The organism is Streptomyces sp. NBC_01451, from assembly GCF_036227485.1.
GTDB lineage: Bacteria > Actinomycetota > Actinomycetes > Streptomycetales > Streptomycetaceae > Streptomyces.
Genome location: NZ_CP109479.1, coordinates 3,133,981 through 3,156,696, shown reverse-complemented (window position 1 = coordinate 3,156,696; position 22,716 = coordinate 3,133,981). Strand labels below are relative to the sequence as shown.

The window sequence follows — 22,716 nt, the reverse complement described above, 5'->3', positions numbered from 1 at the left end:
TCTCCTTCGTCGCTCCCCGACCTCATCCGAGGGGGTACGTCCTTCCGTGGTGACCAGCACAAAGCGCCGTATGCCAGACCGGCGCACCTATGTCATCGACACCAGCGTCCTGCTGGCCGACCCAGGCGCCCTGAACCGCTTCGAGGAGCACGAAGTCGTGCTGCCGATCGTCGTGGTCACGGAACTGGAGGCCAAACGGCACCATCCCGAACTCGGGTACTTCGCCCGGCAGGCGCTGCGCCTGCTGGACGAGTTCCGGGTCCGGTTCGGTCGTCTCGACGCCCCGATTCCGATCGGGGAGCTGGGCGGGACCGTTCGTGTCGAACTCAACCACTCGGACCCCAGCGTGCTGCCAAGCGGCTATCGCCTGGGGGACAACGACTCCCGCATCCTCGCGGTCGCCCGCAATCTGCAGGCCGAGGGGTACGACGTCACGGTCGTGTCGAAGGACCTGCCACTCAGGATCAAGGCCTCGTCCGTCGGGCTCCTCGCCGAGGAGTACCGCGCGGAGCTGGCCATCACGGGCTCGTCCGGCTGGACCGGAATGTCCGAACTGACCCTGCCGGGCGAACAGGTGGACCTCCTCTTCGAGGAAGGGCACGCCTACGTCCCCGAGGCCGCCGACCTGCCGGTGCACACCGGTCTGACGATCCAGTCGGAGCGCGGCAAGGCCCTGGGGCGAGTCACGGCCGAGGGCAACGTCCGCCTGGTGCGCGGGGATCGCGAAGCGTTCGGTATCAAGGGGAGGAGCGCCGAGCAGCGGATCGCACTCGACATCCTTCTCGATCCGGACATCGGGATCGTGTCGATGGGTGGCCGGGCCGGCACCGGCAAGTCGGCGCTGGCGCTGTGCGCCGGTCTGGAGGCCGTGCTGGAGCGGCGGCAGCACCAGAAGGTGATGGTCTTCCGGCCGCTGTACGCGGTGGGCGGGCAGGAACTCGGCTATCTGCCCGGCTCCGAGTCCGAGAAGATGGGTCCCTGGGCGCAGGCGGTCTTCGACACGCTGTCCGCGGTCACCAGCCGCGAGGTCATCGAGGAGATCACCTCGCGCGGCATGCTCGAAGTGCTGCCCCTCACCCACATCCGCGGCCGGTCGCTCCACGACGCGTTCGTGATCGTGGACGAGGCACAGTCGCTGGAGCGGAACGTCCTGCTCACCGTGCTGTCCCGGATCGGCGCCAACTCCCGGGTGATTCTCACCCATGACGTGGCGCAGCGGGACAATCTGCGGGTCGGCCGGTACGACGGTGTCGTAGCCGTCGTCGAGAAGCTGAAGGGACACCCGCTCTTCGCGCACGTCACCCTCAACCGGTCCGAGCGGTCGCAGATCGCGGCCCTGGTGACCGAAATGCTGGAGGACGGGCAGATCTGACCCTGTTGGTCAGATGTTGGGCAGGTGTTGGGCGGATGGGGACCCGCTCGGGCAATTGGGCAATTGCGTCCGGTTACCGGGGAGTTCACAGAACGGGCGCCGTCCGGCAAAGGCGTAGAGCCTAGCCGGGCGGCGCTTCCGCGTCTGCGGCTTTCCTCAAATCACCAGGGACAAACGAGGTGTGAGCTTTCACACGCAACTCGGAATTGCCACCCGGCGTCCGGGTGCGGCAGAGTCTCACTCCTGTCAGGCCCCGCATACGACACATCTGTACCACCAGTAGTACGGCAGCACCGAAGCACCGCCTTCAACTCCATACCGTCGTCGTATGCCGCCCGCGCACCATGCGGCGCTCCCCGTAAAGGAGTTGCCCACCGGGCCCGTGTCTCCCGTGACCCCGCAGTTGGGAGGCCAGTGTCTTGGGGGCAAGATTGCGTCCGCCAGGGTCACCGAAGCGGGCGATGCTGGAAGGAAACCGTGTGAGCCGGATTTCGGTCCGGGGACTCGCAGTGGCTTCGGCCACCGCGGTCACCGCTGTCGGCGCAGTTACAGGTGTGGCCTCGGGCAGCACCGGGACCCCCAACGACGCCGAGGCCCTGGTAGGCGACACCACGCTGCTCACGGACATTCCCGTGGGCTCCCAGGCCGAGGTGCAGACCGCGTCCCTGACGCAGCAGGCCGACATCCAGGCCATCGCCGCCGACGCCACCGCCAAGAAGGACGCCGAGGAGTCTGCCCGCAAGCAGGCCGCCAAGGACGCGGTGGCCAAGCAGAAGGCCGCCGAGAAGGCCGAGGCCGAGGCGAAGGCGCGCAAGGAAGCGGAAGAGGCCGCCAGCCGTTCCGCGACGCGCGACGCGTCCAGCTTCCCGGTGCAGTCCTCGTACACCGTTGCGCAGGTCCAGGAGATGGCGCGCCAGATCGTCCCGGCCGACCAGTTCCAGTGCTTCAGCAACATCGTGGACCACGAGTCCAGCTGGAACTACCAGGCGGACAACCCCAGTTCCGACGCGTACGGTCTCATGCAGGCGCTTCCGGGCTCCAAGATGTCCTCGGCGGGTGCCGACTGGGCGACGAACCCGGCCACCCAGATCAAGTGGGGCCTGAGTTACATGAACGACCGCTACGACAGCCCGTGCGGCGCGTGGAACTTCTGGCAGGCCAACAACTACTACTGAGCCTGCTGCGGCTGCTGCGCCTTCCGCGCGCGGTTGTCTCAACCTTTCCGAGCCCCTCACCGTCCTTCGGTGAGGGGCTTCGGCCATGTACGGTCGCATGTGGACCACTGCTCCCGAGGCTCAAGAGGCTTTGGGGAGAAGGATGGGCAGAGGGAGATACGGGGGACGAGGGCGCATCATGTCGCGAGTGCCGCAGTGGCTCGGCCGGGTCGGAGTCCGGCTCACCGAGATGGGTGAGCGGTTGGACGCGCGCCGGGCCGAGGTGGAGAAGGAGCACGCGGACGACGGGGACCCGTCGTACGGCACTCCCTCGCCGCCGGACACCTCACTGCCGGACACCTCGCCGCCCGAGAGCCGGCAACCGCACCAACAGCACCAGCCCCAGTACGAGTACGAAGGGGAGGAGCAGCCTCCCCGCGCGGCCACGACCACCACCCCGACGGGCCCGGGCATGCTCGCCGTCCGGCCCGAGCCCGCCTCCGTCGTTCCGTGGGGCGTACGGGTCGCGGCCGAGGCGGGCTGGCGGCTGCTGGTGCTCGCGGGCACCCTCTGGGTGCTGATGCAGGTAATCGGCGCGGTCCAGCTCGTCGTCTTCGCCTTCGTGGTGGCGTTGCTCATCACCGCGCTCCTCCAGCCCACGGTCGCCCGCCTCATCCGGTGGGGCGTGCCGCGCGGGCCCGCGACCGCGCTCACCGCGGTCCTCGGGTTCGTCGTGATGGGGCTGATCGGCTGGTTCGTGACCTGGCAGGTCATGGAGAACATCGACAACCTCGCCGACCAGGTCCAGGACGGCATCGACGAACTGCGCAACTGGCTGCTCCGCAGCCCCTTCCACGTCACCGACAAGCAGATCAACAAGATCGCCGAGAACCTGCGCGACGCGGTCGGTGCCAACACGGACCAGATCACGTCGATGGGCCTGGAGGGCGTCACGGTCATCGTCGAGGCGCTGACCGGCATACTGCTGGCCGCCTTCTCGACCCTCTTCCTCCTCTACGACGGCAAGCGCATCTGGGAGTGGACGCTGAAGCTGGTCCCGGCGGCGGCCCGGCCCGGTGTCGCCGGCGCGGGCCCGCGAGCGTGGCGCACGCTGACGGCGTATGTGCGGGGCACGGTGATAGTGGCTCTGATCGACGCCATCTTCATCGGTATCGGCATCTATTTCCTGGACGTGCCGATGGCCGTCCCGCTGGCCGTCTTCATCTTCCTGTTCTCCTTCATCCCGCTGGTCGGCGCGGTCGCCTCGGGCGCCCTCGCGGTGGTGGTGGCGCTGGTGACCCAGGGCGTGTTCACGGCGGTGCTGGTGGTCGCGGTGGTGCTGGCCGTGCAGCAGATCGAGGGCCACGTCCTGCAGCCGTTCATCCTGGGCCGGGCGGTCCGGGTCCACCCGCTGGCGGTCGTGCTGTCCGTGGCGGCGGGCGGCATGGTGGCCGGGATCGGCGGCGCGGTGGTCGCCGTACCGCTGGTCGCGGTGACGAACACGGTCGTCGGCTATCTGCGCGTGTACTCCCAGGCCTACAACAACGCGACGGACGTGCTGCGCCACGCACCGAAGCCGCACGGATCCACGGCGGTGGACATCGCGCTGAACAGGGCCCAGCAGGCTGCCGCGCGGCCCGAGCGGGAAGCGCCGCCGTCCGACGAACCGCCGCCTTCCTAGGCCGCGGGTCCGCACTCGACCTGCCGCCCCCCCCCGCGTGGGCGTCCGCCGACGGCGCCCTCTCAGCGGGTCAGTTGAGGACCTTCAGGGCCGGGCCCAGCGCGATCAGCAGCGGGATCAGCGGTGCCAGGGCCGCCGCGAGCGTCGTCGCCGCGCGATACGGCGCGTCCAGGCGGGGCGGGGGCGCCAGGAGACGCTCGACCCGGTCGCCGAGCTGCCCGCGGGTGCACGCGCAGGACAACACGCCCCGGTGCCGGTTGAGTTCGATCAGGGCGAGCGCGGTGGTGCGGTGGCCGCAGCGCCGGGACGCGGTGTCGTCGGCGGCCAGTTCGATCAGGCGATGCGTCTGGTCCCGGAAGTGCGTGAAGACCGGGACGCGCGGGAAGCCGGTGGCCAGCGCCTGCGAGAGATGCAGCAGCCAGTCGTGGCGGGCGCGGGCGTGACCGAGTTCATGGGCGAGTACGGCGTCCAGCTCGTGGTCGGACAGCCGCCGCAACGCGCCCGTGGTGACGACGAGCTGGGGTGTCGGGCCGGGCAGCAGCCAGGCGTCCGGGTACTCGTCCTCCAGGACCAGCAGCGGCCCCTTGGCGGCCGGGAATCCGGCGGGCAGGTCCGGCGCGCGCTCCCGCAGATGGACGCGCCGCAGCCGGCGCCGCCTGCGCGCCTCGGCGAGTTCCCGGGCGAGCATGGCGACCGTCCAGGCCGCCCCGCAGGCCAGCAGCAGCGTCAGTACGGTGAGCCACACGGGCACCTGCCCCACCTTGTAGGCGGCCGTGACCGAGGGCGGCGTCGGCGCGAAGGCGTGGGCCCGGACGGTCCCGAACGCAGCCGTCGCACCCAGCAGCAGCGCGGCGAGGCAGCACACCAGCACGGTGGAGACCAGGCACTGCCACACCCACAGCCCCAGCACCGGCTCCCGGTCGGGCCAGCCGGCCCGGGTCAGCACACGCGGCAGGACGGCGGCGGCGGTCAGGGCGACGGCGGCCATCAGCGCCAGGGCGACGGTCATTGCGGGTGGCTCCCTCAGTCGGAGGAGGACGGTCCTCGCGGCCGGTACGACGAGGCGGCGACGAACGGAGTGAGGGTCCGCCCATTGTCGGACGTACCGCCTGCCGCGTCCAGTCACCCGCCCAGCCGGGCAGTCACGCGGTCGGCCGGGCGGCTACTCGGCGAGGATCGCCTCCGCGTCCAGCGTCGTGCCGACGGCCTGGACGACCGCCGCGATCCTGAACGCCTCCTGCACCGTCGTCCGGTCGACGCCCGCACCCCGCAGCACCCGCTCGTGCGCGTCGAGACAGGCGCCGCACCCGTTGATCGCCGACACGGCCACCGACCACAGCTCGACGTCGGTCCGCTCGACGCCCGGGTCGCCGAGCACGTTGGCCCGCAGACCGGCGCGCAGTCGCCCGTACTCCGGGTCGGACAGCAGATGGCGGGTGCGGTGGAAGACGTTGCTCATCGCCATCATGGCCGCGGTCGACCGGGCGGCCGTGTACGCCTCCGGGGAGAGGTGCTCCCTGGCCTCCGGACCCAGCTCGCGCAGCACACGCGGTGAGCGGGACGCGATCGCGCAGACCAGCAGGGTGCCCCACAGCCGCTGCGGGGTGAGCCCGGAGCCGTCGACGACCGACCCCAGATTGAGACGCAGGTCCGCCGCGAAGTCCGGCAGCGCGGACTTCAGTTCCGCGAGGCCCATACCCACCCACCGCCATTGATCAGAGGAATCGCTACACTCGGTCGCCTTGATCAGTGAAACCTATCAGTCGAGTGGAGTGTGGGCATGACCGCGGCCAGGAACACCGACGGGCGCCGCCGGCCCAGTCTCGCCCAGCTGCGCGCCTTCGCCGCCGTCGCCGAGCATCTGCACTTCCGGGACGCCGCCGCCGCGATCGGCATGAGCCAGCCCGCGCTCTCGGGCGCCGTCTCCGCGCTGGAGGAGGCCCTCGGCGTCACCCTGGTCGAACGCACCACCCGCAGGGTGCTGCTGTCGCCAGCCGGTGAGCGGCTCGCCGTACGCGCCCGGGCCGTGCTGGAGTCGGTGGCCGCGCTGATGGAGGAGGCCGAGGCCGTGCGGGCGCCCTTCACCGGGGCCCTGCGGCTTGGCGTGATCCCGACCGTCGCGCCCTACCTCCTGCCCACCGTCCTGCGCCTCGTCCACGACCGTTACCCGGACCTCGACCTCCAGGTCCACGAGGAGCAGACCGCCGGACTCCTCGACGGGCTCACCACCGGCCGCCTCGACCTGCTCCTGATCGCCGTCCCGACCGGGCTGCCCGGCATCGTCGAACTGCCCCTCTTCGACGAGGACTTCGTGCTCGTCACACCCCTCGGCCATCCCCTCGGCGGGCACACGGACATCCCGCGCGAGGCGCTGCGCGACCTGGACCTGCTCCTTCTCGACGAGGGGCACTGTCTGCGCGACCAGGCGCTCGACATCTGCCGGGAGGCCGGGCGCGCGGACGCCCCCGCCTCCACCACGGCCGCCGGTCTGTCCACCCTCGTCCAGCTCGTGGCCGGCGGCCTCGGTGTGACGCTGCTGCCGCACACCGCCGTCAGGGTCGAGGCGGGGCGCGGCGACCAGCTCCGCACCGGCCGGTTCGCCGCCCCGGCCCCGGCCCGCCGGATCGGCCTCGCGATGCGCGCGGGCGCCGTGCGGGGCGTGGAGTACGAGGAACTCGCGGCGGCCCTGCGGGAGGCGCTGCGGCCGTTGCCCGTACGGGTCTGGGGCGACTAAAAGAGTGACAGTTCGATCAAATGAGCGTCGAACAAAGACCGTTGAACGGCGAGAGACTTCAACTTCCGTCAGGTAACAAGACACCGGTCTGAATATGCGCCCGGACTGATACACATACCCCCTCAGTGCTACGCGTCAGGCGTCTGTGCGAAATGCCGATGAGCAAGGCCAAGGGGAGTGATGTCGGTCATCCGCGATTCCGTATCCGCATCCGCCCCGGATCCCGAATCCGAATCCGTGTACGCGTCCCCGGATTCCCTTGGCCGGATCGGCTACGACCTGCTGTTGAACGCCCTGGCCGAGTGCGGGCGCGAGGAGTTCACCGGGGCACTGCGCGCGGCCGGCAGCCCCGGCGGGACCTTCCATCTCCGGCGCGGACTCGTCGTCGCCGCGGAGAGCCCCGGCGCCCCCGGCCCCGAGGCGCTGCTGCTGCGCTCCCGCCGGATCAGCGGTGAGGAGTGGGCCGAGCTGGTCCGCGAGGCCGGGGGAGCGCGCTGGCCGGGCACGGAACTGATCAGGCACGGGTACGCGGGCGCCGCCCAGCTGCGGGTCGTCTGCATGATGGCGTTGCGGGACGCCGTCTTCGCGATCGTCGCCGGCCGCGTGGACGCCTGCGAACGCGACCTCGGGGCCGAACCCCTCGCCCCCGTCCCCGTGGGCGAGGGCCCGATCCGCCTGCTCCAGGACGCCAACCGCAAACTGGCCGCCCTCGCCGCCCTGTCCCACCCGGTACGCCCTAACCGCGAGCGCCCGAGCCCGAGTTCGGCGCCGGCCGCGGTGGACGAGGGCCAGCTCACCCCCGTACAGCAGGAGTTGCTGGCCCAGGCCGACGGCCGCCGGACCGCCCGTGACCTCGCGTTCCGTACCGGACGGGGGGTGTACACGGTGACGGTCGAGCTGGCCCGGATGCTCGGTGCCGGGCTCCTGGAGTGCACCGAGGGGGCCGCGCCGCTGCCGGTCGTACGGGTGCCGGAGGGGGGTCTGTGGCAGCGCAGGCCGCCCCCGCCGCCACCGGCCCCGCCACCTCCGCCGATCCCGTACGTCGACCCGGCCGTCGTCACCGCGCTGGCCGCCGTCCTCGCCGCCGACGCGCAGCCGCTTCCCCGGCCGGCGGCGCCACCGCAGGCTCCCGCCTCCGCGCCCGCACTGCCCCGCCGCGACCCCGGCGCCAGTGGCATCACCGAATCTCTCGCCCCGGAAAAGCGCGGGGCGAGCTGGAAAGGGTTCTTTCGCATGAGGAACGGAACCGCCAAATAAGTCCCGACAGAACGCAGAGACGCATGGAAGCTCATGGAAACCCGTAGAAATTCATAGAAACCCATAGGGGAGTTGAGTACATGGACCACAAAGCGCTGGCCATGGAAATGCGCGACCTGCGCGAAAAAGTGGACGGAATCACCGACACGGCGATCGCCGCGACCGACGGACTGCTCATCGCGGCGGACACCGCCGAGTCGATCGACCCCGAGAGCCTCGCCGCCATCGCCGCCGCGGGACTCGGCCTCGCCCGTCGGGCGGCCCAGGCGACCGGCCGGGGCACCCTGCGCCGGACGGTCACCTACGGCAGCCAGGGCTGCGCCGCGTTCTACGCAGTCGGGGACACCGCGCTGATGGTCGTACTCGGAGACGAGGGCGTCGACCTGGACCGGCTGCACCGTGCTACCCAGCCGGCGCTGCGCCGTATCGGCTCGATCCTCACCGCGACGGAATCAGCCGTGGCGACCGAAGGAGTGTGAAGGAAGGATGGCGACGAAACGCATGACCACAGGTTTCTCCGACCAGGTCATGAGCCTGGTCAAGGCGCTCCGTACAGATGCCCCCGAGTGTGTCGCGTCGGGGGTGGTCGACATGTCCACCGGGATGCTGCTGTCCTACGAGACGGTCGACAACCATCCGCCGGAGGTCCTCGACCTGCTGGCGGGCGCGACCCTCGACCTGTTCCAGGGCCGTACGGTCGTGATGATCGAGGACGTCTTCAAGGAACGGCGGGGCACCCCGGGCGATCAGCACTTCTTCCAGGAGATTCTCGTCAACAGCGAGAACCTCACTCACCTGTTCGTGCGGTTGAACGAGCAGCAGGACGTCGTCGCCGTGGTCGTCTGCCGCAAGTCGGTCAACGTCGGCATGCTCTTCGCCCAGGTACGGCGGGTGGTCAAGGAGTACAGCCTCTGAAAGGACCGGATCCGCGAGGAACCGAGGGCGGCTGAGCGGATCGCGGACGGGCCCCTCCCCAGCAGACCGAGGTCCGGGGGAGGGGCCCGTCGGGGGCGGGCACCGCGTGGGCACCGGGCGGACGCGGAGGCGCTACTCCGTGCGCAGACCGTCCGGCCGCATCAGCCGCAGCAGCGGCGGCAGACTCAGCACCGTCACCAGCAGCACGACGCCCGCGCCGATGCCGGTCATCATCAGTACGGCGCCCCAGTCGACGTGGACCGACCTGCTCGTCATCCTCAGCAGGACGGAGCCCAGGGTCAGCCCCACCGCCGAAGACAGCACCAGCCCCAGTCCGATCGGGATCGCGGTCTGCCACAGCACCGACAGGCTCAGGGTGCGCCGCCGGGTGCCGAAGGCGACCAGGGACGACAGCAGCTTCCGGCGCTCGCGCAACTGCTCCAGCTGGGAGACCAGCAGGCTCACCCCGATCAGCAGCAGGACACAGGTCGCGCCGACGAAGAGGCCCGTGCGGATCGAGTTGAACTGCTTGGTGCGATCGCTCGACGTCCAGGTGTCGGGCGAGGTGAGGGGATCGATCAGCGCCGCCGTGTTGCGGACGCGGTCGCGGGCGTCCGGCACCCCGGGATCGATGCCGATGAAGATCCGGCCGGCCGCCCGCGCCACGATCTCCTTGGGCAGGGCACCCGGCGTGGCGAGGATGCCGCCGTGCTCGCTCCCGGACGGGTCCTCGCGCACACCGGACTGTTTGAGGCCGGCAGGCACCGTCCAGGCGACCGACCGGTTCGCCGACTGCGTGTAGTCCGGGCTGATCCACAACTCCCGTCCCGGCTTGACCAGTCGGGGCGTCTGAGTGTCGTACTCGGCGCCCCGCACGGTGAAGGCGTCGCCGTCGCGGCACGAGGGCAGACGGCCCATCTCACGCAGGGCGGCGCAGTCGCCGATGGTCAACTCAACATAGTTTTCCGGGTCCTTGGCCTTCTCGCCGACCGAGGCGAAGGAGATCACGGTGATCTTCCGTACGCCCCTGGTGCTGGAGAGCTGCTGGGCCGCCGAGGCCGGGGAGACGTTGTCGGGAACGCTGAACTCCATCTGGGCCCGGTCGAGGTCCTGGTCCGACGCGGTCGTGTAGGCACCGGAGACCCCGGCGAAGAACATCTGCAGCGCGATCGCACCGGCCACCGCCACCGCGATGCCGTTCACCATGCGAGCCGCTGTACCGCTGCTCAACTGGAGCCGTCGGACGGCCAGTTGCCAGGAGAGCCCGCCGGAGCCGAGCCGGGCGACGGCCGCCTCGACGACCCAGGGCAGCAGCGCGGTCACCCCGATGAGGAGCAGCGTGACACCGGTGATGACGAGGAGGTCGTTGAACTGCCCGGCGTCGTTGCCCTGTCCGATCATGGGGGAGAGCGCCGCGACCCCGCCCAGCGGCATCAGCAGCCGCCACCACAGCCGGCGGCGCGGCGGCCGGGCCGTACGCACCACGCCGAGCGGTTCGATCACCACTCCGCGCAGTGCGAACAGGGTGACCAGCACCGCCGCCACCGGCACCGTGACGCCGACCAGGACGGCCAGCGCGGGCTCCGGATTCACATCGCTGGGGAAGACGCTCATGTCGAGGATCTCGACGTGGCCCGCGGCCTGCCGGCCGATCAGGAAGAAGACGGCGCCGAGGACGAGCCCGACCGCGGCGCCCGCGAAGGCCTCGCCCGAGGCGATCCGCCGGGTCATCCCGACGTCGGCCCCGACCAGCCGCAGGGCGGCCAGCCGCCGGTCGCGCCGCTCACCGCCGAACCGTACGGCCGTGGCGATGAAGACACCGACCGGCATCAGCAGCACCACGAAGACGACGAGGGTGAGGAGGAGCAGGACGGGGTCCATCCCCTCGGAACTCGGATTCAGATCCCCGAACCGGTTGATCCGCGTGTTCACACCGTTGGTGAGGCGCTCCGCGAGATGGTCGGCGCCCCGGTAGAAGGCGAGTTCGGCCGGTCCCCTGAGCCCGTCGCCGTCGATGGTGCCGACGATCCGGTCGGGCAGCCGCTCCCGCAGCAGCTTGCCGTCGCCGGACTTCAGCAGCCGTTCGAGAGCGGGCGAGACGATCATCTCCCCGACCGCGGGGAACCTGTCGACCCCCGGTGGCAGGGGCGCCCGTACGCCTTCGGGTTCCAGTGCCCGCCCGCGTATGTCGTCGGAGCGGTAGGTCGTGTCCGCCACGGCGACGAGCAGCGTGTTGTCGGCCTTCGGCATCTGCTTGTCGACGTACATGATGTTCGTCCGGGCGCTCTCGCGCTCGTGCCGGGCCGACAGGGCGCTCGGGATGGCGGTCGTCAGCAGCAGCAGCGCCACCCCGAGCCCGACCCCGACGGCCGTCAGCAGGACCCGGCCCCAGCCCTCGCGCCCGCCCGTGAAGGCGAACCGGATCCCCATGCCCAGGTCCCTGCTCCGCCCCCACGCGCGGCTCCGCTCGCGCGGGAGGTCCCCCCGTCGAGCACTCATACGACGCGCTCCATGTCCCGCGACTTTCCGTCCCGTACGACGATCTCGCGGTCCGAGTAGGCGGCCACCCGTGCCTCGTGCGTGACGAGCACGACGGCGGCGTTGGTCGACCGGGCCGCCTCGGTGAGCAGCTCCATCACGCGCTCGCCGTTGAGCGAGTCGAGGGCGCCGGTGGGCTCGTCGGCGAACAGCACCCGCGGGCTGGTGACCAACGCCCGTGCGACAGCCACCCGTTGACCCTGGCCGCCGGACACCTCGCCGGGCCGCTTGCCCCTGAGGTCGTCGACCTCCAGCCGCTCCATCCAGGACAGCGCGGTCCGCTCGGCCTCCTTGCGGGAGGTCCCGTTGAGGCGGAGGGGAAGCGCCACGTTCTCGACGCAGGTGAGTTCCGGCACGAGCTGCCCGAACTGGAACACGAACCCGAAGTCGGTGCGCCGCAGCTGACTCCGCTGCCCGTCGCTCATGCCGGCCATCTCGCGGCCGTTGTACGTGATGGACCCGGAGTCGGGCGGCACGATCCCGGCGAGACAGTGCAGCAGGGTCGACTTGCCGGACCCGGACGGGCCCATCACGGCGACGACCTCGCCGGGGTGGATCGAGAACTCGGCGCCGTCGAGCGCGTTGGTCGGGCCGTAGGCCTTGCGCAGTTCGCTCGCGACGAGCAGGGAACCGGGAGGAGCGCTCTTCGGAGAGGTCATCGGGACGTCACCGCCAGAGCGAGCTTGTCCAGACGCGCGGCGGTCAGTTCCAGCCAGCGCAGATCGGCTTCGAGGTGGAACAGGGCGTGGTCGCAGACGAGCTGGTCGGCGAGGTCGCCCCGGCGCTTTCGGTCGGTGAGGATGCGCATCATCCGCAGGTGCTCGGCGCGCTGCGTGTCGAGGATGTCGGCGGCGTTCCGGTGCGTGAGCAGCGCGAGGACGACCTTGGTGTAGAGGGTCGACTGCAGATACGGCTCGGGCTTCTCGGGCGTCGCGAGCCACTGCTCCACGTCGGTGATCCCGGCGTCGGTGATCGCGTACCGCTTGCGCTCGGGCCCGTCGCCGGACTCGACCCCGTCGACCTCGACGAGTCCGTGCTTCAGCAGCCGGGACATCGTCGCGTAGACCTGCCCGTAGTGCAGCGGGCGGTCCTGACCGAACTTCTCGTCGAAGGCCCGCTTCAGGTCGTAACCGTGTCGCGGGCCGGACTCCAGGAGTCCCAGAAGGGTGTGACCGATGGACATGGGGAGGACTATACACAGCAGGTATACGTGATGTGTATACCTGCTGTGCATAGATCGCTGTGCATGGATCGGAGGGGGCATGATCGGCCCGTCCGGCGGGTGAGGGCGAGGCCTTTCAGGCCGACGGGGGTTCGGGGGCGGAGCCCCCGGGTGGCCGCCCGCGGCGCGGGATCGGCCCCGCTTCCCCCGGCAGCCTCCCCGCCTCCGCCAGCGCCCGCCGCAACAGGAACTCGATCTGTGCGTTGGCCGAGCGCAGCTCGTCGCCGGCCCACCTCGCCAGTGCCTCGTACACGGCGGGGTCCAGCCGCAGCAGCACCTGCTTGCGCTGCTGCTGCGGCCGACGCGCGGGACGCTCGGGACGTTCGGGGTTCTCGGCGGCCGGACCCCCGGAAGGGGCGCTCACTGGTACAGGGACCCCGTGTTCACGACCGGCTGCGCCGCGCGGTCGCCGCACAGCACCACCAGCAGGTTCGACACCATCGCCGCCTTCCGTTCGGAGTCCAGCTCCACGATGTCCTGCTCGGCGATGCGGGCGAGCGCGGCCTCGACCATCCCCACCGCGCCGTCGACGATCAGCCGTCGCGCCGCGACGACCGCCCCCGCCTGCTGCCGCTGGAGCATCGCCGAGGCGATCTCGGGAGCGTACGCGAGGTGGGTGAAGCGGGACTCGATGATGTGGACACCGGCCGCCGCCACGCGCGCGTGCAGCTCGACGGCCAGCTTCTCGGTGATCTCCTCGGCGTTGCCGCGCAGCGAGAGCCCGTCCTCCTCGTGGGCGTCGTACGGATACTCGATGGCGATGTGCCGGACGGCCGCCTCGGTCTGAGTGGCGACGAACTCGATGTAGTTGTCCACCTCGAACGTCGCCTGTGCGGTGTCCTTGACCTTCCAGACCACGACCGAGGCGAGCTCGATCGGATTGCCGTAGGCGTCGTTGACCTTGAGGACGGCCGTTTCGTGGTTGCGGACCCGGGTGGAGATCTTCGTGCGGGAGGTGAACGGGTTGACCCAGCGCAGCCCGTCCTGCCGGATCGTTCCCCGGTACCGCCCGAAGAGCTGGACCACCCGGGCCTCACCCGGCGCCACCGTGTTGAGCCCGCGCAGCGAGATGAGAGCCGCGACGAGTACGACGACACCTCCCGCGGGGAATCCCGGGTTCACCGAACCGGCGGCGAACAGGAAGACGGCCGCCAGGAGTCCGGTCAGCCCGAGGAGGAGGGCGAGTCCGCCCCCGATGCTGTGGGCCGCGAACTCCCGGACCTGTGGGTCGGGCATGTCGGGCAGATCGACGTCGGGATCGGTGGGCGGAGTGGAGTCGTGCGTGGTCATGGCTGGTTCCCCCGTTTCGTGGCTGTCGTTGCCGGAGCTTAGCAGGATTCTAGCTAAGTGATATCACTTTAGTAGGTTCGGCAACCTTCCGCAGCCCCCAGCAGTCGGTACCTGTGAGGCAGGTGCTGATTGTCACGTCCGGAAAAGAGGGGATCGAAAGCTCGTCGTCTTATCCGCCGGTGTTAGTTTTCTGAGCTGACCTGTGCCACGAACCTGTGTGAAGAAGGAAGCGGAGCGAAGCGACCCATGGGACGAGCGGACGAGAGACGAGCGCGGCAGCATCGCGGTGGCCGCCGCGCGGCGCCCAAGCGCTCCTCCAGGAATGCGACGACCGAGACCGATACCGGAGCGGGGACCGGTACCGAGGGCGGGCTCGCGACCGCGACCGCGCCGGTGGCCGAGCCGGGAACCACGGGCAGGGCAGCGAGCAGGGCGGCGGCGCGCGGCAGGAGTGCCAAGAACGGCAAGGAAGGTAAGAGTTTTCTCCGTCGGCTCTTCACCTGGAAGAAGATCCTCGGCGCGTTCTTCGGCTTCCTGCTGCTCGGCATGGGCGCGTTCCTCGTGCTGTACATGATGATCGACGTGCCCGCGGGCAACGCCGCCGCGGAGAAGCAGAGCAACGTCTACAAGTACAGCGACGGCACCGTCCTCGCCCGCACCGGCACGGTCAACCGCGAGATCGTCGACCTGAGCGAGGTGCCCAAGAAGGTCCAGCTGACCTTTGTCGCGGCCGAGAACAAGTCCTTCTACAAGGACTCCGGCGTCGACCTCAAGGGCACCACCCGCGGTCTGATCAACACGCTCTCCGGCAAGGGCAAGCAGGGTGGTTCGACGATCACCCAACAGTACGTCAAGAACTACTACCTGGAGCAGGACCAGACCATCTCGCGCAAGCTGAAGGAACTGGTCATCTCGCTGAAGGTGGACCGCCAGAAGACCAAGGACTACATCCTCGCCGGCTACATCAACACCAACTACTACGGCCGCGACTCCTACGGCATCCAGGCCGCCGCCCAGGCCTACTACCGCGTCGACGCCAAGAAGCTCACCGTCGCGCAGGGCGCGTACCTCGCCGCGCTCCTCCAGGCGCCGAGCCAGTACGACTGGGCCGTCGCCTCCGACACCGGCAAGAAGCTGGTCACCGCCCGCTGGAACTACGTACTCGACAACATGGTCGGGGAGGGCTGGCTCGACAAGTCCGAGCGCGACGCCATGAAGTTCCCGGTGCCGAAGGACCCGAAGGGTGCCCCGGGGCTGGAGGGCCAGACCGGCTACCTCGTCGACGCCGCCAAGGCCGAGCTCGCCAGGCAACTCGTCGCGGACGGCACGGCGGACGACACCAACAGCGCGAACGCGCTGGTCGACAAGGGTGGTTGGACGATCACGCTCAACATCGACCGGAAGAAGCAGACCGAGCTGGAAGAGGCCGTCAAGAGCCAGCTCACCAGCAAGCTCGACGCGAAGAAGCGCAAGGTCGACGGCAACGTCCAGGCCGGTGCCGCGTCCGTCGACCCGAAGACCGGGCGGGTGCTCGCGCTGTACGGCGGCACCGACTACTTCAAGCACTACATCAGCAACGCGACCCGGCGTGACTACCAGCCCGCGTCCACCTTCAAGCCGATCATCCTCGCGGCGGCCATGGAGGAGCAGGCGCGTACGCAGGACGGCGATCTGATCACCCCGGACACCAAGTACGACGGCACGAGCGGCCGGCAGGTCGTCGACGACGGCAAGAAGGTCGGCTTCGGCCCGCCCAACGAGGACGACTCGGACTACGGCAACGTCACCGTCCAGACCGCGATGAACAAGTCGATCAACTCGGTGTTCGCGCAGATGGGCGTCGACGTCGGGATGTCCGAGGTCATGAAGGTCGCGGACGAACTCGGCCTGGACACCACCGGGTTGCAGGCGGTGCCCGCGCAGACCCTCGGCACGATGGGCGCGAGCCCGCTGGAGATGGCCGCCGTCTACGCCACTTTCGACAACCACGGCCGCAAGGTCACCCCGGCCGTCATCAAGTCGGCCGAACACAAGGACCGTACGGTCGAGTTCGACTCCCCGATCGGCGAGCAGGTCATCACCCGCGAGGCCGCCGACACGGTCACGTCGGTGCTGACGGGCGTGGTCGACGACGGTACGGCCAAGGTCTCGGTGGCCCAGGCGAAGAACCGCAAGGGCCAGCAGGTGGCCGGCAAGACGGGCACCTCCGACGAGAACAAGTCGGCCTGGTTCACCGGCTACACGCCCGGTCTGGTCACCTCGGTCGGCTTGTTCGGCGAGGACACGAAGGCCAACAAGCAGGTCTCGTTGACGGGCGCCACGGGCCTCATCCAGGCGGGCGGCGGCCGGATCAACGGCGGTGGCTACCCGGCGAAGATCTGGGCGACGTACACCTTCGGCACGATGGGCAAGGTGACCAAGTTCGACCTGGACACCACCCTGGGCGCGGGCGTGAAGCCCACGGCGACGCCGTCCGTGACCCCGTCCGTCACTCCTTCGGTGACGCCGTCCGTGACCCCGTCGGTGACGCCCTCGGTGACCCCGTCGGTGACGCCCTCGGTGACGCCGTCCGTGACCCCGTCGGTCACTCCTTCGGTGACGCCGTCCGTGACCCCGTCGACCCCGGCGGCGACCCCCACGGGCGGGTCGGGGGACATCACCCTGGATCCGCCGGACCCGGGCGCCGGCCAGTAGGCGGTACGTACGAGAGTGGGCTCCCGGTGATCACCGGGAGCCCACTCTCGTACAGGTCGCGACCGCTGCCGCTCAGGTCCGGTTCAGCTCGAACCAGACCACCTTCCCCGTGCTCAGCCGGGTCGCACCCCAGCGCCGGGCCAGCCGGTTGACGAGATACAGTCCCCGCCCGCCCTCGTCCGTTGCCCGTGCCTGCCGCAGCCGCGGCAACTGCGGCACGTCGTCGCCGACCTCGCAGCGCAGTACGTCGGTCCGCAGCAGCCGGAGGGTGATCGGCTTCGTCGCGTAGCGCACCGCGTTCGTCACGACCTCACTGACCAGCAGCTCCACCGAGTCCGTCAGGTCCTCCAGACCCCACCGGGACAGCGCGCGCCGGGCGAGCCGACGGGCCCGGCCGGGCGCCGCGTCCTCCGGGTCCAGATACCAGTACGCGACGTCGCTCGGCGCGATGCCGTCGAAGCGGGCGGCGAGCAGCGCGATGTCGTCGTCCCGGTCGCCCGGGCCGAGCATGTCGAGGACCTCGTCGCACAGCGCTTCGAGGGGCGGCGGATGGTCCGGCCCGGTCAGCTGGGCGGTCGCGGCGAGCTTCTCGCGCAGCTGCTCTATGCCGGTCCACACGTCCCGCAGCCGGGACTCGACGAGCCCGTCCGTGTAGAGGAAGAGGGTGGCACCGGCGGGCGCGTCCAGCTCCACTGCCTCGAAGTCGACACCGCCGACCCCGATGGGGGCGCCGGACGGCACCTTCAGCACCTCGGCCCGGCCGCCCAGGTGCAGCAGGACGGGCGGCGGATGGCCGGCGTTGGCGATGGTGATCCGGTGCGACACCGGGTCGTAGACCGCGTAGAGGCAGGTCGCCATGCGGTCGGTGCCGAGCCGCTGGGCCTGCTCGTCGAGGTGGTGCAGGACCTCCTGCGGGGGCAGGTCGAGCCCGGCGAGGGTCTGCGCGGTCGTCCGCAGCTGGCCCATGATGGCCGCGCTGGTCATGGAGTGCCCCATGACGTCACCGACGACGAGCGCGACGCGGCTGCCGGGCAGCGGGATCGCGTCGTACCAGTCACCGCCGACGCGGGCGGTCTCGGCGGCGGGCAGGTACCGGGACGCCAGCCGCACACCCGTGGGCCGCGGCAGGGTCTCCGGCAGCATCGTGCGCTGCAACTCGTCGGCGATGTAGGCCTCGCGGCCGTACAGCACCGCCTTGTCGATGCCGAGGGCGCTGTGGGTGGCGAGCTGGGCGGCCACGAGGAGGTCGTCCGTCTCGAACGGGATGCGCTCTGGGCGGCGCAGGAACAGCGCGGCCCCGATGACCCGCCGCCGGCCGCGCAGCGGGGCGAGGATCGCGCGCTGTCCGTCCGGTACGTCCAGTTCGCAGCCCTCGCCGAGCAGTTCGGGCAGGGCCGCGCGGGCGGCGGGCGCGTCCGCGAAGACGGGCCGGACGCCGCGCAGCACCTCGGCGAGCGCGCCGCCGGGACGCACCTCGCACAGCTCGGCGCTGACCGGGGACAGCTCGGGCGGCGGCTGGGGGACGGCGGAGGTGGCCAGGAAGCCGTTCTCGGTGTCCCGCTCCTGCGGCAGGCGGTCGCTGCGCCGCAGCCGCAGCACCAGCGGGCCGGTGGGCCGCTCGTCGCCGACCGGCAGCGGGTCGCGCAGATAGACCAGGATCGTGTCGGAGAACGTCGGCACGGTGGCCCGGCACAGCCCCATCACGATCTCGTCGAGGTCGATGCCCCGCGCGATACGCCGGGTGGCGGCGCCGACGAACCGCAGCCGGTCGCCGTCGCGCCGCATCGGCAGGGGAGTGCCGGCGGGGTTGCCCTGGCCGGAACGCCGCTCCTTGCCCGCGAGGGCGCTCGCGGCCGGGGCGGCGCTGTCGCCGTCGGCGGGCCCGTTCACGCTCGCGTGGTTCTCCGTGCCCGGGCGGGCCGTCTCGGCGCCCGGCTGCACCGGGATGCTGTCCGGCGCCGGACGCGGGCGGTGCGCGTCGGGCTCGGTCGAGGACGGCTGGTCGGGCTGCGAGTGCTCGGGCCCGGGGGAGACCGGGGGACCGGCGGGGTTGGGGCCGGTGGAGCCGGACGTACCGGTACCAGTACCCGAGCTGGATGCCATCGCGCCTGTTCCCGCCTCTGTTCCCGCTGTTCCCGCGTCGTGCGCGGCTCTACCGGCGCCACCGACGGTCTCGGGGCTCTCGGAGCCTTTCACGGAGCGGGCGGCGGCCTCCAGCCCACCGGCGGCCCCTCCCTGCCCTGTCGTCTGCTTCGGCAGAGGCTGAGCCGCCGCCTCCGGGGAACGCAGAAGCGCCCCGCGGGTGTCCGCGGGGATGTCCGGCCGTCCGGTGCCCGGCCGACTGTGCTCGTGCGAGGTGGGTTGCTCCGTCACGCGTGTCGAATCCATCCGTCCGGGGCTGCGCGCTGTACACGCAGTTGGTCCCGCCGACTTCCCGATACCCGGAATACGTGTCCCAGGAACGGAAAACCGGCGTGGTCAGAGGTTGTTCCTGGTGCACCGGCAAGCCCTGTTCGGCCTGGCCCGGTGCTGCCCTCGTGCCCCTCGCTCACGTCCTGCCGCCCCTCGGTGACGTATGGTCAGGCCCGGCGCATGTTCCGGCAGTTACGGTCGTGCGCCCTTGCGGAGGACGATCCTACGGTTGTGCACCGGGGGCGCATCAAGGGTCTCATGACGACAAGTGCGCGGGCGTACGGTCCCAGTCCTCCGGCAGTGACGGTACAGCCCATGACGGATCCGGGCGCCAGTGCTGCCAGCCATCCGCGAACGGCGCCCCCCAGGCATGGATGACGTCCACCGCCGAACGCCCCGCTTCCCTTACCCGTTCGGCGAGTTGGGCGTCCATCAGCCCGGCCTGCTGGGCCTGCGCGAACTCGTCCTCGTCGCGCCATTCCCATGTCCGGTCGGGATTCACGGTGATGTCGAGGAAGTGGTCCTCGGAGTCGACCCCGCCGGCCCAACGGGCAAGTGGTTCCTCCAGGTTCACGTACCAGTTCTTGAACTGCCAGCCCGGTTCCCAGAAAAGCCACACCGACCAGGGCTCGGCGGGCCGCGCCAGCTTCAGCACCCCGGTACCGAACCAGCGGTCGCGCAGCACGGTCCGGGGCTTGGTGTACCGCGACTCCAGCGGCTCCACATGAACGGGCGTACCGTCGGCGAGCACGGGCTTGACGCACTCGGTACCCGGTGCCATCCACACGGCGAGCACCTCGGGATCGTCCCGCACGACGGTGACGGGACGCGCGATGTGGAAGCGCTCACCGGAGTTCTCGCGGTACCGCCAAAGGATCTGACTTCCGGGAGACCAGTACGCCGCCGATCCGCCCGCTTCCACTTGTCTCACCGCTCCGTCGTCTGTCATGGAGAGATATTAGGTGCCCCGGGCATACGACGCTGCGGTGCGCGTCACGGTTCTCGCCAGTGGCCGGATGACGTTACGGGCGCGTCATCCGCAGGACATCAAGCGCCGTGTCAAGCTGCTCGACGGTGAGATCACCGCGCTCCACATAGCCCGATTCCAGGACGACTTGGCGAATCGTCTTCTGCTCGGCGAGTGCCTTCTTGGCCACCTTGGCGGCCTCCTCGTACCCGATGTACTTGTTGAGCGGCGTGACCACGGAGGGCGACGACTCGGCGTACTCACGGGCCCGCTCCCGATGGGCGACGATCCCGTCGACGGTCCGATCGGCAAGCAGCCGCGAGACGTTGGCGAGCAGCCGGACGGATTCGAGCACGTTCTTGGCGATCACGGGCAGCATGACGTTGAGCTCGAAGTTCCCGGCCGCACCGGCGGTGGTGACGGTGACGTCGTTGCCGATGACCTGCGCCGCGACCATCAGCACGGCCTCGGGAATCACGGGGTTGACCTTGCCGGGCATGATGGACGACCCCGGCTGGAGATCGGGCAGGCTGATCTCGGCGAGCCCGGTACGCGGCCCGGAGGCCATCCACCGCAGATCGTTGGCGATCTTCGTCAGCCCGACGGCGATGGTCCGCAGCTGCCCGCTCGTCTCGACGATCCCGTCCCGCGCGCCCTGTGCCTCGAAATGATCGCGGGCTTCGGTCAGGGGCAGCCCGGTGGTGCGCGCGACCTCCTCGATCACGGCGGCGGAGAACCCGGGAGGCGTGTTGATCCCGGTCCCGACGGCGGTACCCCCGAGGGGCAGCTCGGCGAGCCGGGGCAGGGAGGCACGCAGCCGCTCCACGCCGTACCGCACCTGGGCGGCGTACCCCCCGAACTCCTGCCCGAGGGTCACGGGCGTGGCGTCCATGAGATGCGTACGCCCCGACTTCACGACGTCGGCGAACTCCTCGGACTTGCGGGTCAGCGCGTCGGCGAGGTGGTCGAGGGCGGGGATCAGGTCGCGGGTGACGGCGGCGGTGGCGGCGATGTGGATGGAGGAGGGGAACACGTCGTTGGACGACTGCGAGGCGTTGACGTGGTCGTTGGGGTGTACGTCCCTGCCCAGCCGCTCACTCGCAAGGGTGGCGATGACTTCGTTGGCGTTCATGTTGGAGGAGGTGCCGGACCCGGTCTGGAAGACGTCGACCGGGAAGTGCTCGTCCCAGTCCCCGGCGGCTACCTGGTCGGCGGCCTCCTGAATCGCCCCGGCGATGTCCTTGTCGACGACCCCGAGCTGAGCGTTGACCTTGGCGGCGGCGCCCTTGATCCGGGCGAGGGCCTCGATGTGAGCCCGCTCGATACGTTGCCCGGAGACGGGGAAGTTCTCGACGGCACGCTGGGTCTGGGCCCGCCATTTGGCGTGGGCGGGGACGCGGATGTCGCCCATGGAGTCGTGTTCGATGCGGTATTCGCTCATGCCGGGTACAGCGATCGGGACATCGCAGATGTTCCGGCCCGTGCGCCGAACGCCTCAGCAGGCCGGGTCGCCCTGGGCCGAGACCGTGCATTCGGTCACGAGGGGATCTATAACGCTCACCTCGAACATCTGCTCGCTGTGCTCGGCGATGCCGTGGACGGTGAAGCCCTTGCCGTTGTTCGTGATCTCCTGGGTGTGGGTGCCCTCGGAATCGACATAGGTGGCCTCGAACGACTTCCAGGTGCAGTCCTGCGTCCCGGAGGTGACCGCGATCCGCAGCCCGCCCGGGGTCGCCCCGTTGCCGAGGTCGATCTTGCGGTGGGCGAAGAACGGCTTCCCGAGGTTCTCCTCCGAGATGGCGAGCGCGACGGGATCGGGGCGCGTCAGGTCGAAGAGCATGCCCTCGTAGCCGCTGCCCCCCTGCCCCACGAAGTCGATGGCCGCGACCGCCCGAGCCGGAGTGCATCTCAGACCCTTGACACGCAGGTCGTTGACGACGAGGCCGGCTTGTCGGTCGCTGAGAAGATCCACCAGCCAGGCTTCCGAGTAAGCGGGAGAGGAGCCCTTCATGGCAGTGGGACGGAGGGGCGCGTAAAAGACGTCCCGCCCGTGGCGGGCCTTCATGAAGGACCACAGGTTGTCGATGTCCGCCACGCCCATGCCGAGCAGCGTGCGCTTTTCCTCGGTGGAGAACGGCTTGTCGAAGAGAGTCGCGTCGGGGTCGCTGGGGTCCCACGCGTCCGCCCGCACGGAGGCCGTGAACGCCGGACCCGCATGATCGATCTTGTCGTCGGCCTCGCTCGCGACCTGTGCGTCGTGCTCGGCGAACAACCAGTCGGCGCTCCTGGCCCCGAGGGCAGCCAGGACCGTGAGCACCGTCCCGCAGGCCAGGCTGACGGCGATCCGCCGGTTGCGGGCCCGCCGCTCCAGCCCGGCCGCCTCGGGCACGACGGTGGCGATGACATCGTCCGCGAGGGAGGACGACGCCACGGGTTGCCGCTCGGGCGGCGGTGTGTCGGTTTCGGACATGAGGCGGGCC

19 protein-coding genes are annotated in these 22,716 nt (G+C 70.3%); 8 read left to right on the top strand and 11 right to left on the bottom strand.

All coding sequences use genetic code 11. The features are described from left to right. The first annotated feature begins 46 nt into the window (after positions 1 to 46). The 3 genes from OG595_RS13355 to OG595_RS13345 all read left to right on the top strand — a co-directional run bounded on the left by OG595_RS13355 (position 47) and on the right by OG595_RS13345 (position 4,207). The gene (locus OG595_RS13355; protein ID WP_329271498.1) at positions 47 to 1,372 is read left to right on the top strand and encodes a PhoH family protein; all 1,326 of its coding nucleotides are present in this window, start codon (positions 47 to 49) and stop codon (positions 1,370 to 1,372) included. Between the two features lie 461 nt (positions 1,373 to 1,833). Continuing rightward, positions 1,834 to 2,547 carry a transglycosylase SLT domain-containing protein gene (locus OG595_RS13350; protein ID WP_443073025.1) on the top strand — a complete coding sequence of 238 codons (714 nt, stop codon included), beginning with the start codon at positions 1,834 to 1,836 and terminating at the stop codon, positions 2,545 to 2,547. Between the two features lie 178 nt (positions 2,548 to 2,725). After that, positions 2,726 to 4,207, top strand: a complete 1,482-nt coding sequence (locus tag OG595_RS13345; RefSeq protein ID WP_329271494.1) for an AI-2E family transporter — start codon at positions 2,726 to 2,728, stop codon at positions 4,205 to 4,207. A gap of 70 nt (positions 4,208 to 4,277) precedes the next feature. On the opposite strand, the gene OG595_RS13340 is transcribed toward OG595_RS13345, so the two are convergent. Both OG595_RS13340 and OG595_RS13335 read right to left on the bottom strand, forming a co-directional pair. Further along, entirely contained in the window at positions 4,278 to 5,216 is a 939-nt protein-coding gene (locus tag OG595_RS13340) for a M56 family metallopeptidase (RefSeq protein ID WP_329271491.1), read from the bottom strand. 153 nt (positions 5,217 to 5,369) lie between these two features. Further along, the gene (locus OG595_RS13335) at positions 5,370 to 5,903 is read right to left on the bottom strand and encodes an alkyl hydroperoxide reductase (RefSeq protein WP_329271488.1); all 534 of its coding nucleotides are present in this window, start codon (positions 5,901 to 5,903) and stop codon (positions 5,370 to 5,372) included. Positions 5,904 to 5,987: 84 nt separating this feature from the next. On the opposite strand from OG595_RS13335, the gene OG595_RS13330 reads away from it, so the two are divergent. The 4 genes from OG595_RS13330 (at position 5,988) to OG595_RS13315 (ending at position 9,113) form a co-directional block, all read left to right on the top strand. After that, positions 5,988 to 6,941: a hydrogen peroxide-inducible genes activator gene (locus OG595_RS13330; RefSeq protein WP_329271486.1), complete on the top strand. Its 954-nt coding sequence runs from the start codon at positions 5,988 to 5,990 to the stop codon at positions 6,939 to 6,941. A 237-nt stretch (positions 6,942 to 7,178) separates the two neighbouring features. Beyond that, positions 7,179 to 8,198, top strand: a complete 1,020-nt coding sequence (locus OG595_RS13325) for a MarR family transcriptional regulator (protein WP_329271484.1) — start codon at positions 7,179 to 7,181, stop codon at positions 8,196 to 8,198. Positions 8,199 to 8,278: 80 nt separating this feature from the next. Beyond that, on the top strand, positions 8,279 to 8,677 hold the full coding sequence (locus tag OG595_RS13320; RefSeq protein ID WP_329271482.1) for a roadblock/LC7 domain-containing protein: 399 nt from the start codon (positions 8,279 to 8,281) through the stop codon (positions 8,675 to 8,677). A 7-nt stretch (positions 8,678 to 8,684) separates the two neighbouring features. Beyond that, the gene (locus OG595_RS13315; protein WP_329271480.1) at positions 8,685 to 9,113 is read left to right on the top strand and encodes a hypothetical protein; all 429 of its coding nucleotides are present in this window, start codon (positions 8,685 to 8,687) and stop codon (positions 9,111 to 9,113) included. Between the two features lie 132 nt (positions 9,114 to 9,245). Here OG595_RS13315 and OG595_RS13310 read toward each other — a convergent pair whose 3' ends face one another. The 5 genes from OG595_RS13310 to OG595_RS13290 all read right to left on the bottom strand — a co-directional run bounded on the left by OG595_RS13310 (position 9,246) and on the right by OG595_RS13290 (position 14,163). After that, positions 9,246 to 11,612 (bottom strand): ABC transporter permease, encoded by a 2,367-nt coding sequence (locus OG595_RS13310; protein ID WP_329271478.1) that lies wholly within the window; start codon positions 11,610 to 11,612, stop codon positions 9,246 to 9,248. Then, positions 11,609 to 12,310 carry an ABC transporter ATP-binding protein gene (locus tag OG595_RS13305; protein ID WP_329271475.1) on the bottom strand — a complete coding sequence of 234 codons (702 nt, stop codon included), beginning with the start codon at positions 12,308 to 12,310 and terminating at the stop codon, positions 11,609 to 11,611. The genes OG595_RS13310 and OG595_RS13305 overlap by 4 nt, the downstream gene beginning before the upstream one ends. Continuing rightward, complete coding sequence (locus OG595_RS13300; RefSeq protein WP_164315716.1) at positions 12,307 to 12,834, bottom strand: PadR family transcriptional regulator; 528 nt, start codon at positions 12,832 to 12,834, stop codon at positions 12,307 to 12,309. The genes OG595_RS13305 and OG595_RS13300 overlap by 4 nt, the downstream gene beginning before the upstream one ends. Before the next feature lie 115 nt (positions 12,835 to 12,949). Continuing rightward, the gene (locus OG595_RS13295) at positions 12,950 to 13,237 is read right to left on the bottom strand and encodes a hypothetical protein (protein ID WP_329271470.1); all 288 of its coding nucleotides are present in this window, start codon (positions 13,235 to 13,237) and stop codon (positions 12,950 to 12,952) included. Continuing rightward, on the bottom strand, positions 13,234 to 14,163 hold the full coding sequence (locus OG595_RS13290; RefSeq protein WP_329271468.1) for an SPFH domain-containing protein: 930 nt from the start codon (positions 14,161 to 14,163) through the stop codon (positions 13,234 to 13,236). Before OG595_RS13290 ends, OG595_RS13295 begins: the two co-directional genes overlap by 4 nt. A 246-nt stretch (positions 14,164 to 14,409) precedes the next feature. Between OG595_RS13290 and OG595_RS13285 the strand changes: the two genes are divergently transcribed. Continuing rightward, on the top strand, positions 14,410 to 16,857 hold the full coding sequence (locus tag OG595_RS13285; protein ID WP_329271465.1) for a transglycosylase domain-containing protein: 2,448 nt from the start codon (positions 14,410 to 14,412) through the stop codon (positions 16,855 to 16,857). Positions 16,858 to 16,929: 72 nt separating this feature from the next. On the opposite strand, the gene OG595_RS13280 is transcribed toward OG595_RS13285, so the two are convergent. The 4 genes from OG595_RS13280 to OG595_RS13265 form a co-directional block, all read right to left on the bottom strand. Next, entirely contained in the window at positions 16,930 to 18,960 is a 2,031-nt protein-coding gene (locus OG595_RS13280; protein WP_443073336.1) for a SpoIIE family protein phosphatase, read from the bottom strand. Positions 18,961 to 19,525: 565 nt separating this feature from the next. Continuing rightward, entirely contained in the window at positions 19,526 to 20,218 is a 693-nt protein-coding gene (gene fomD / locus OG595_RS13275; RefSeq protein WP_329271462.1) for a cytidylyl-2-hydroxypropylphosphonate hydrolase, read from the bottom strand. 73 nt (positions 20,219 to 20,291) lie between these two features. Further along, on the bottom strand, positions 20,292 to 21,677 hold the full coding sequence (locus OG595_RS13270; RefSeq protein ID WP_329271460.1) for a class II fumarate hydratase: 1,386 nt from the start codon (positions 21,675 to 21,677) through the stop codon (positions 20,292 to 20,294). Positions 21,678 to 21,731: 54 nt separating this feature from the next. Continuing rightward, positions 21,732 to 22,706, bottom strand: a complete 975-nt coding sequence (locus OG595_RS13265; protein WP_329271458.1) for a hypothetical protein — start codon at positions 22,704 to 22,706, stop codon at positions 21,732 to 21,734. Positions 22,707 to 22,716 lie beyond the last annotated feature (10 nt).

Coding starts and splice junctions, on each gene's coding strand:
- OG595_RS13350 (WP_443073025.1), top strand. CDS start 1,834: ATGCTGGAAGGAAACCGTGTGAGCCGGATTTCGGTCCGGGGACTCGCA.
- OG595_RS13345 (WP_329271494.1), top strand. CDS start 2,726: ATGTCGCGAGTGCCGCAGTGGCTCGGCCGGGTCGGAGTCCGGCTCACC.
- OG595_RS13340 (WP_329271491.1), bottom strand. CDS start 5,216: ATGACCGTCGCCCTGGCGCTGATGGCCGCCGTCGCCCTGACCGCCGCC.
- OG595_RS13335 (WP_329271488.1), bottom strand. CDS start 5,903: ATGGGCCTCGCGGAACTGAAGTCCGCGCTGCCGGACTTCGCGGCGGAC.
- OG595_RS13330 (WP_329271486.1), top strand. CDS start 5,988: ATGACCGCGGCCAGGAACACCGACGGGCGCCGCCGGCCCAGTCTCGCC.
- OG595_RS13320 (WP_329271482.1), top strand. CDS start 8,279: ATGGACCACAAAGCGCTGGCCATGGAAATGCGCGACCTGCGCGAAAAA.
- OG595_RS13315 (WP_329271480.1), top strand. CDS start 8,685: ATGGCGACGAAACGCATGACCACAGGTTTCTCCGACCAGGTCATGAGC.
- OG595_RS13310 (WP_329271478.1), bottom strand. CDS start 11,612: ATGAGTGCTCGACGGGGGGACCTCCCGCGCGAGCGGAGCCGCGCGTGG.
- OG595_RS13305 (WP_329271475.1), bottom strand. CDS start 12,310: ATGACCTCTCCGAAGAGCGCTCCTCCCGGTTCCCTGCTCGTCGCGAGC.
- OG595_RS13300 (WP_164315716.1), bottom strand. CDS start 12,834: ATGTCCATCGGTCACACCCTTCTGGGACTCCTGGAGTCCGGCCCGCGA.
- OG595_RS13290 (WP_329271468.1), bottom strand. CDS start 14,163: ATGACCACGCACGACTCCACTCCGCCCACCGATCCCGACGTCGATCTG.
- OG595_RS13285 (WP_329271465.1), top strand. CDS start 14,410: ATGGGACGAGCGGACGAGAGACGAGCGCGGCAGCATCGCGGTGGCCGC.
- OG595_RS13280 (WP_443073336.1), bottom strand. CDS start 18,960: ATGGCATCCAGCTCGGGTACTGGTACCGGTACGTCCGGCTCCACCGGC.
- fomD (WP_329271462.1), bottom strand. CDS start 20,218: ATGACAGACGACGGAGCGGTGAGACAAGTGGAAGCGGGCGGATCGGCG.
- OG595_RS13270 (WP_329271460.1), bottom strand. CDS start 21,677: ATGAGCGAATACCGCATCGAACACGACTCCATGGGCGACATCCGCGTC.
- OG595_RS13265 (WP_329271458.1), bottom strand. CDS start 22,706: ATGTCCGAAACCGACACACCGCCGCCCGAGCGGCAACCCGTGGCGTCG.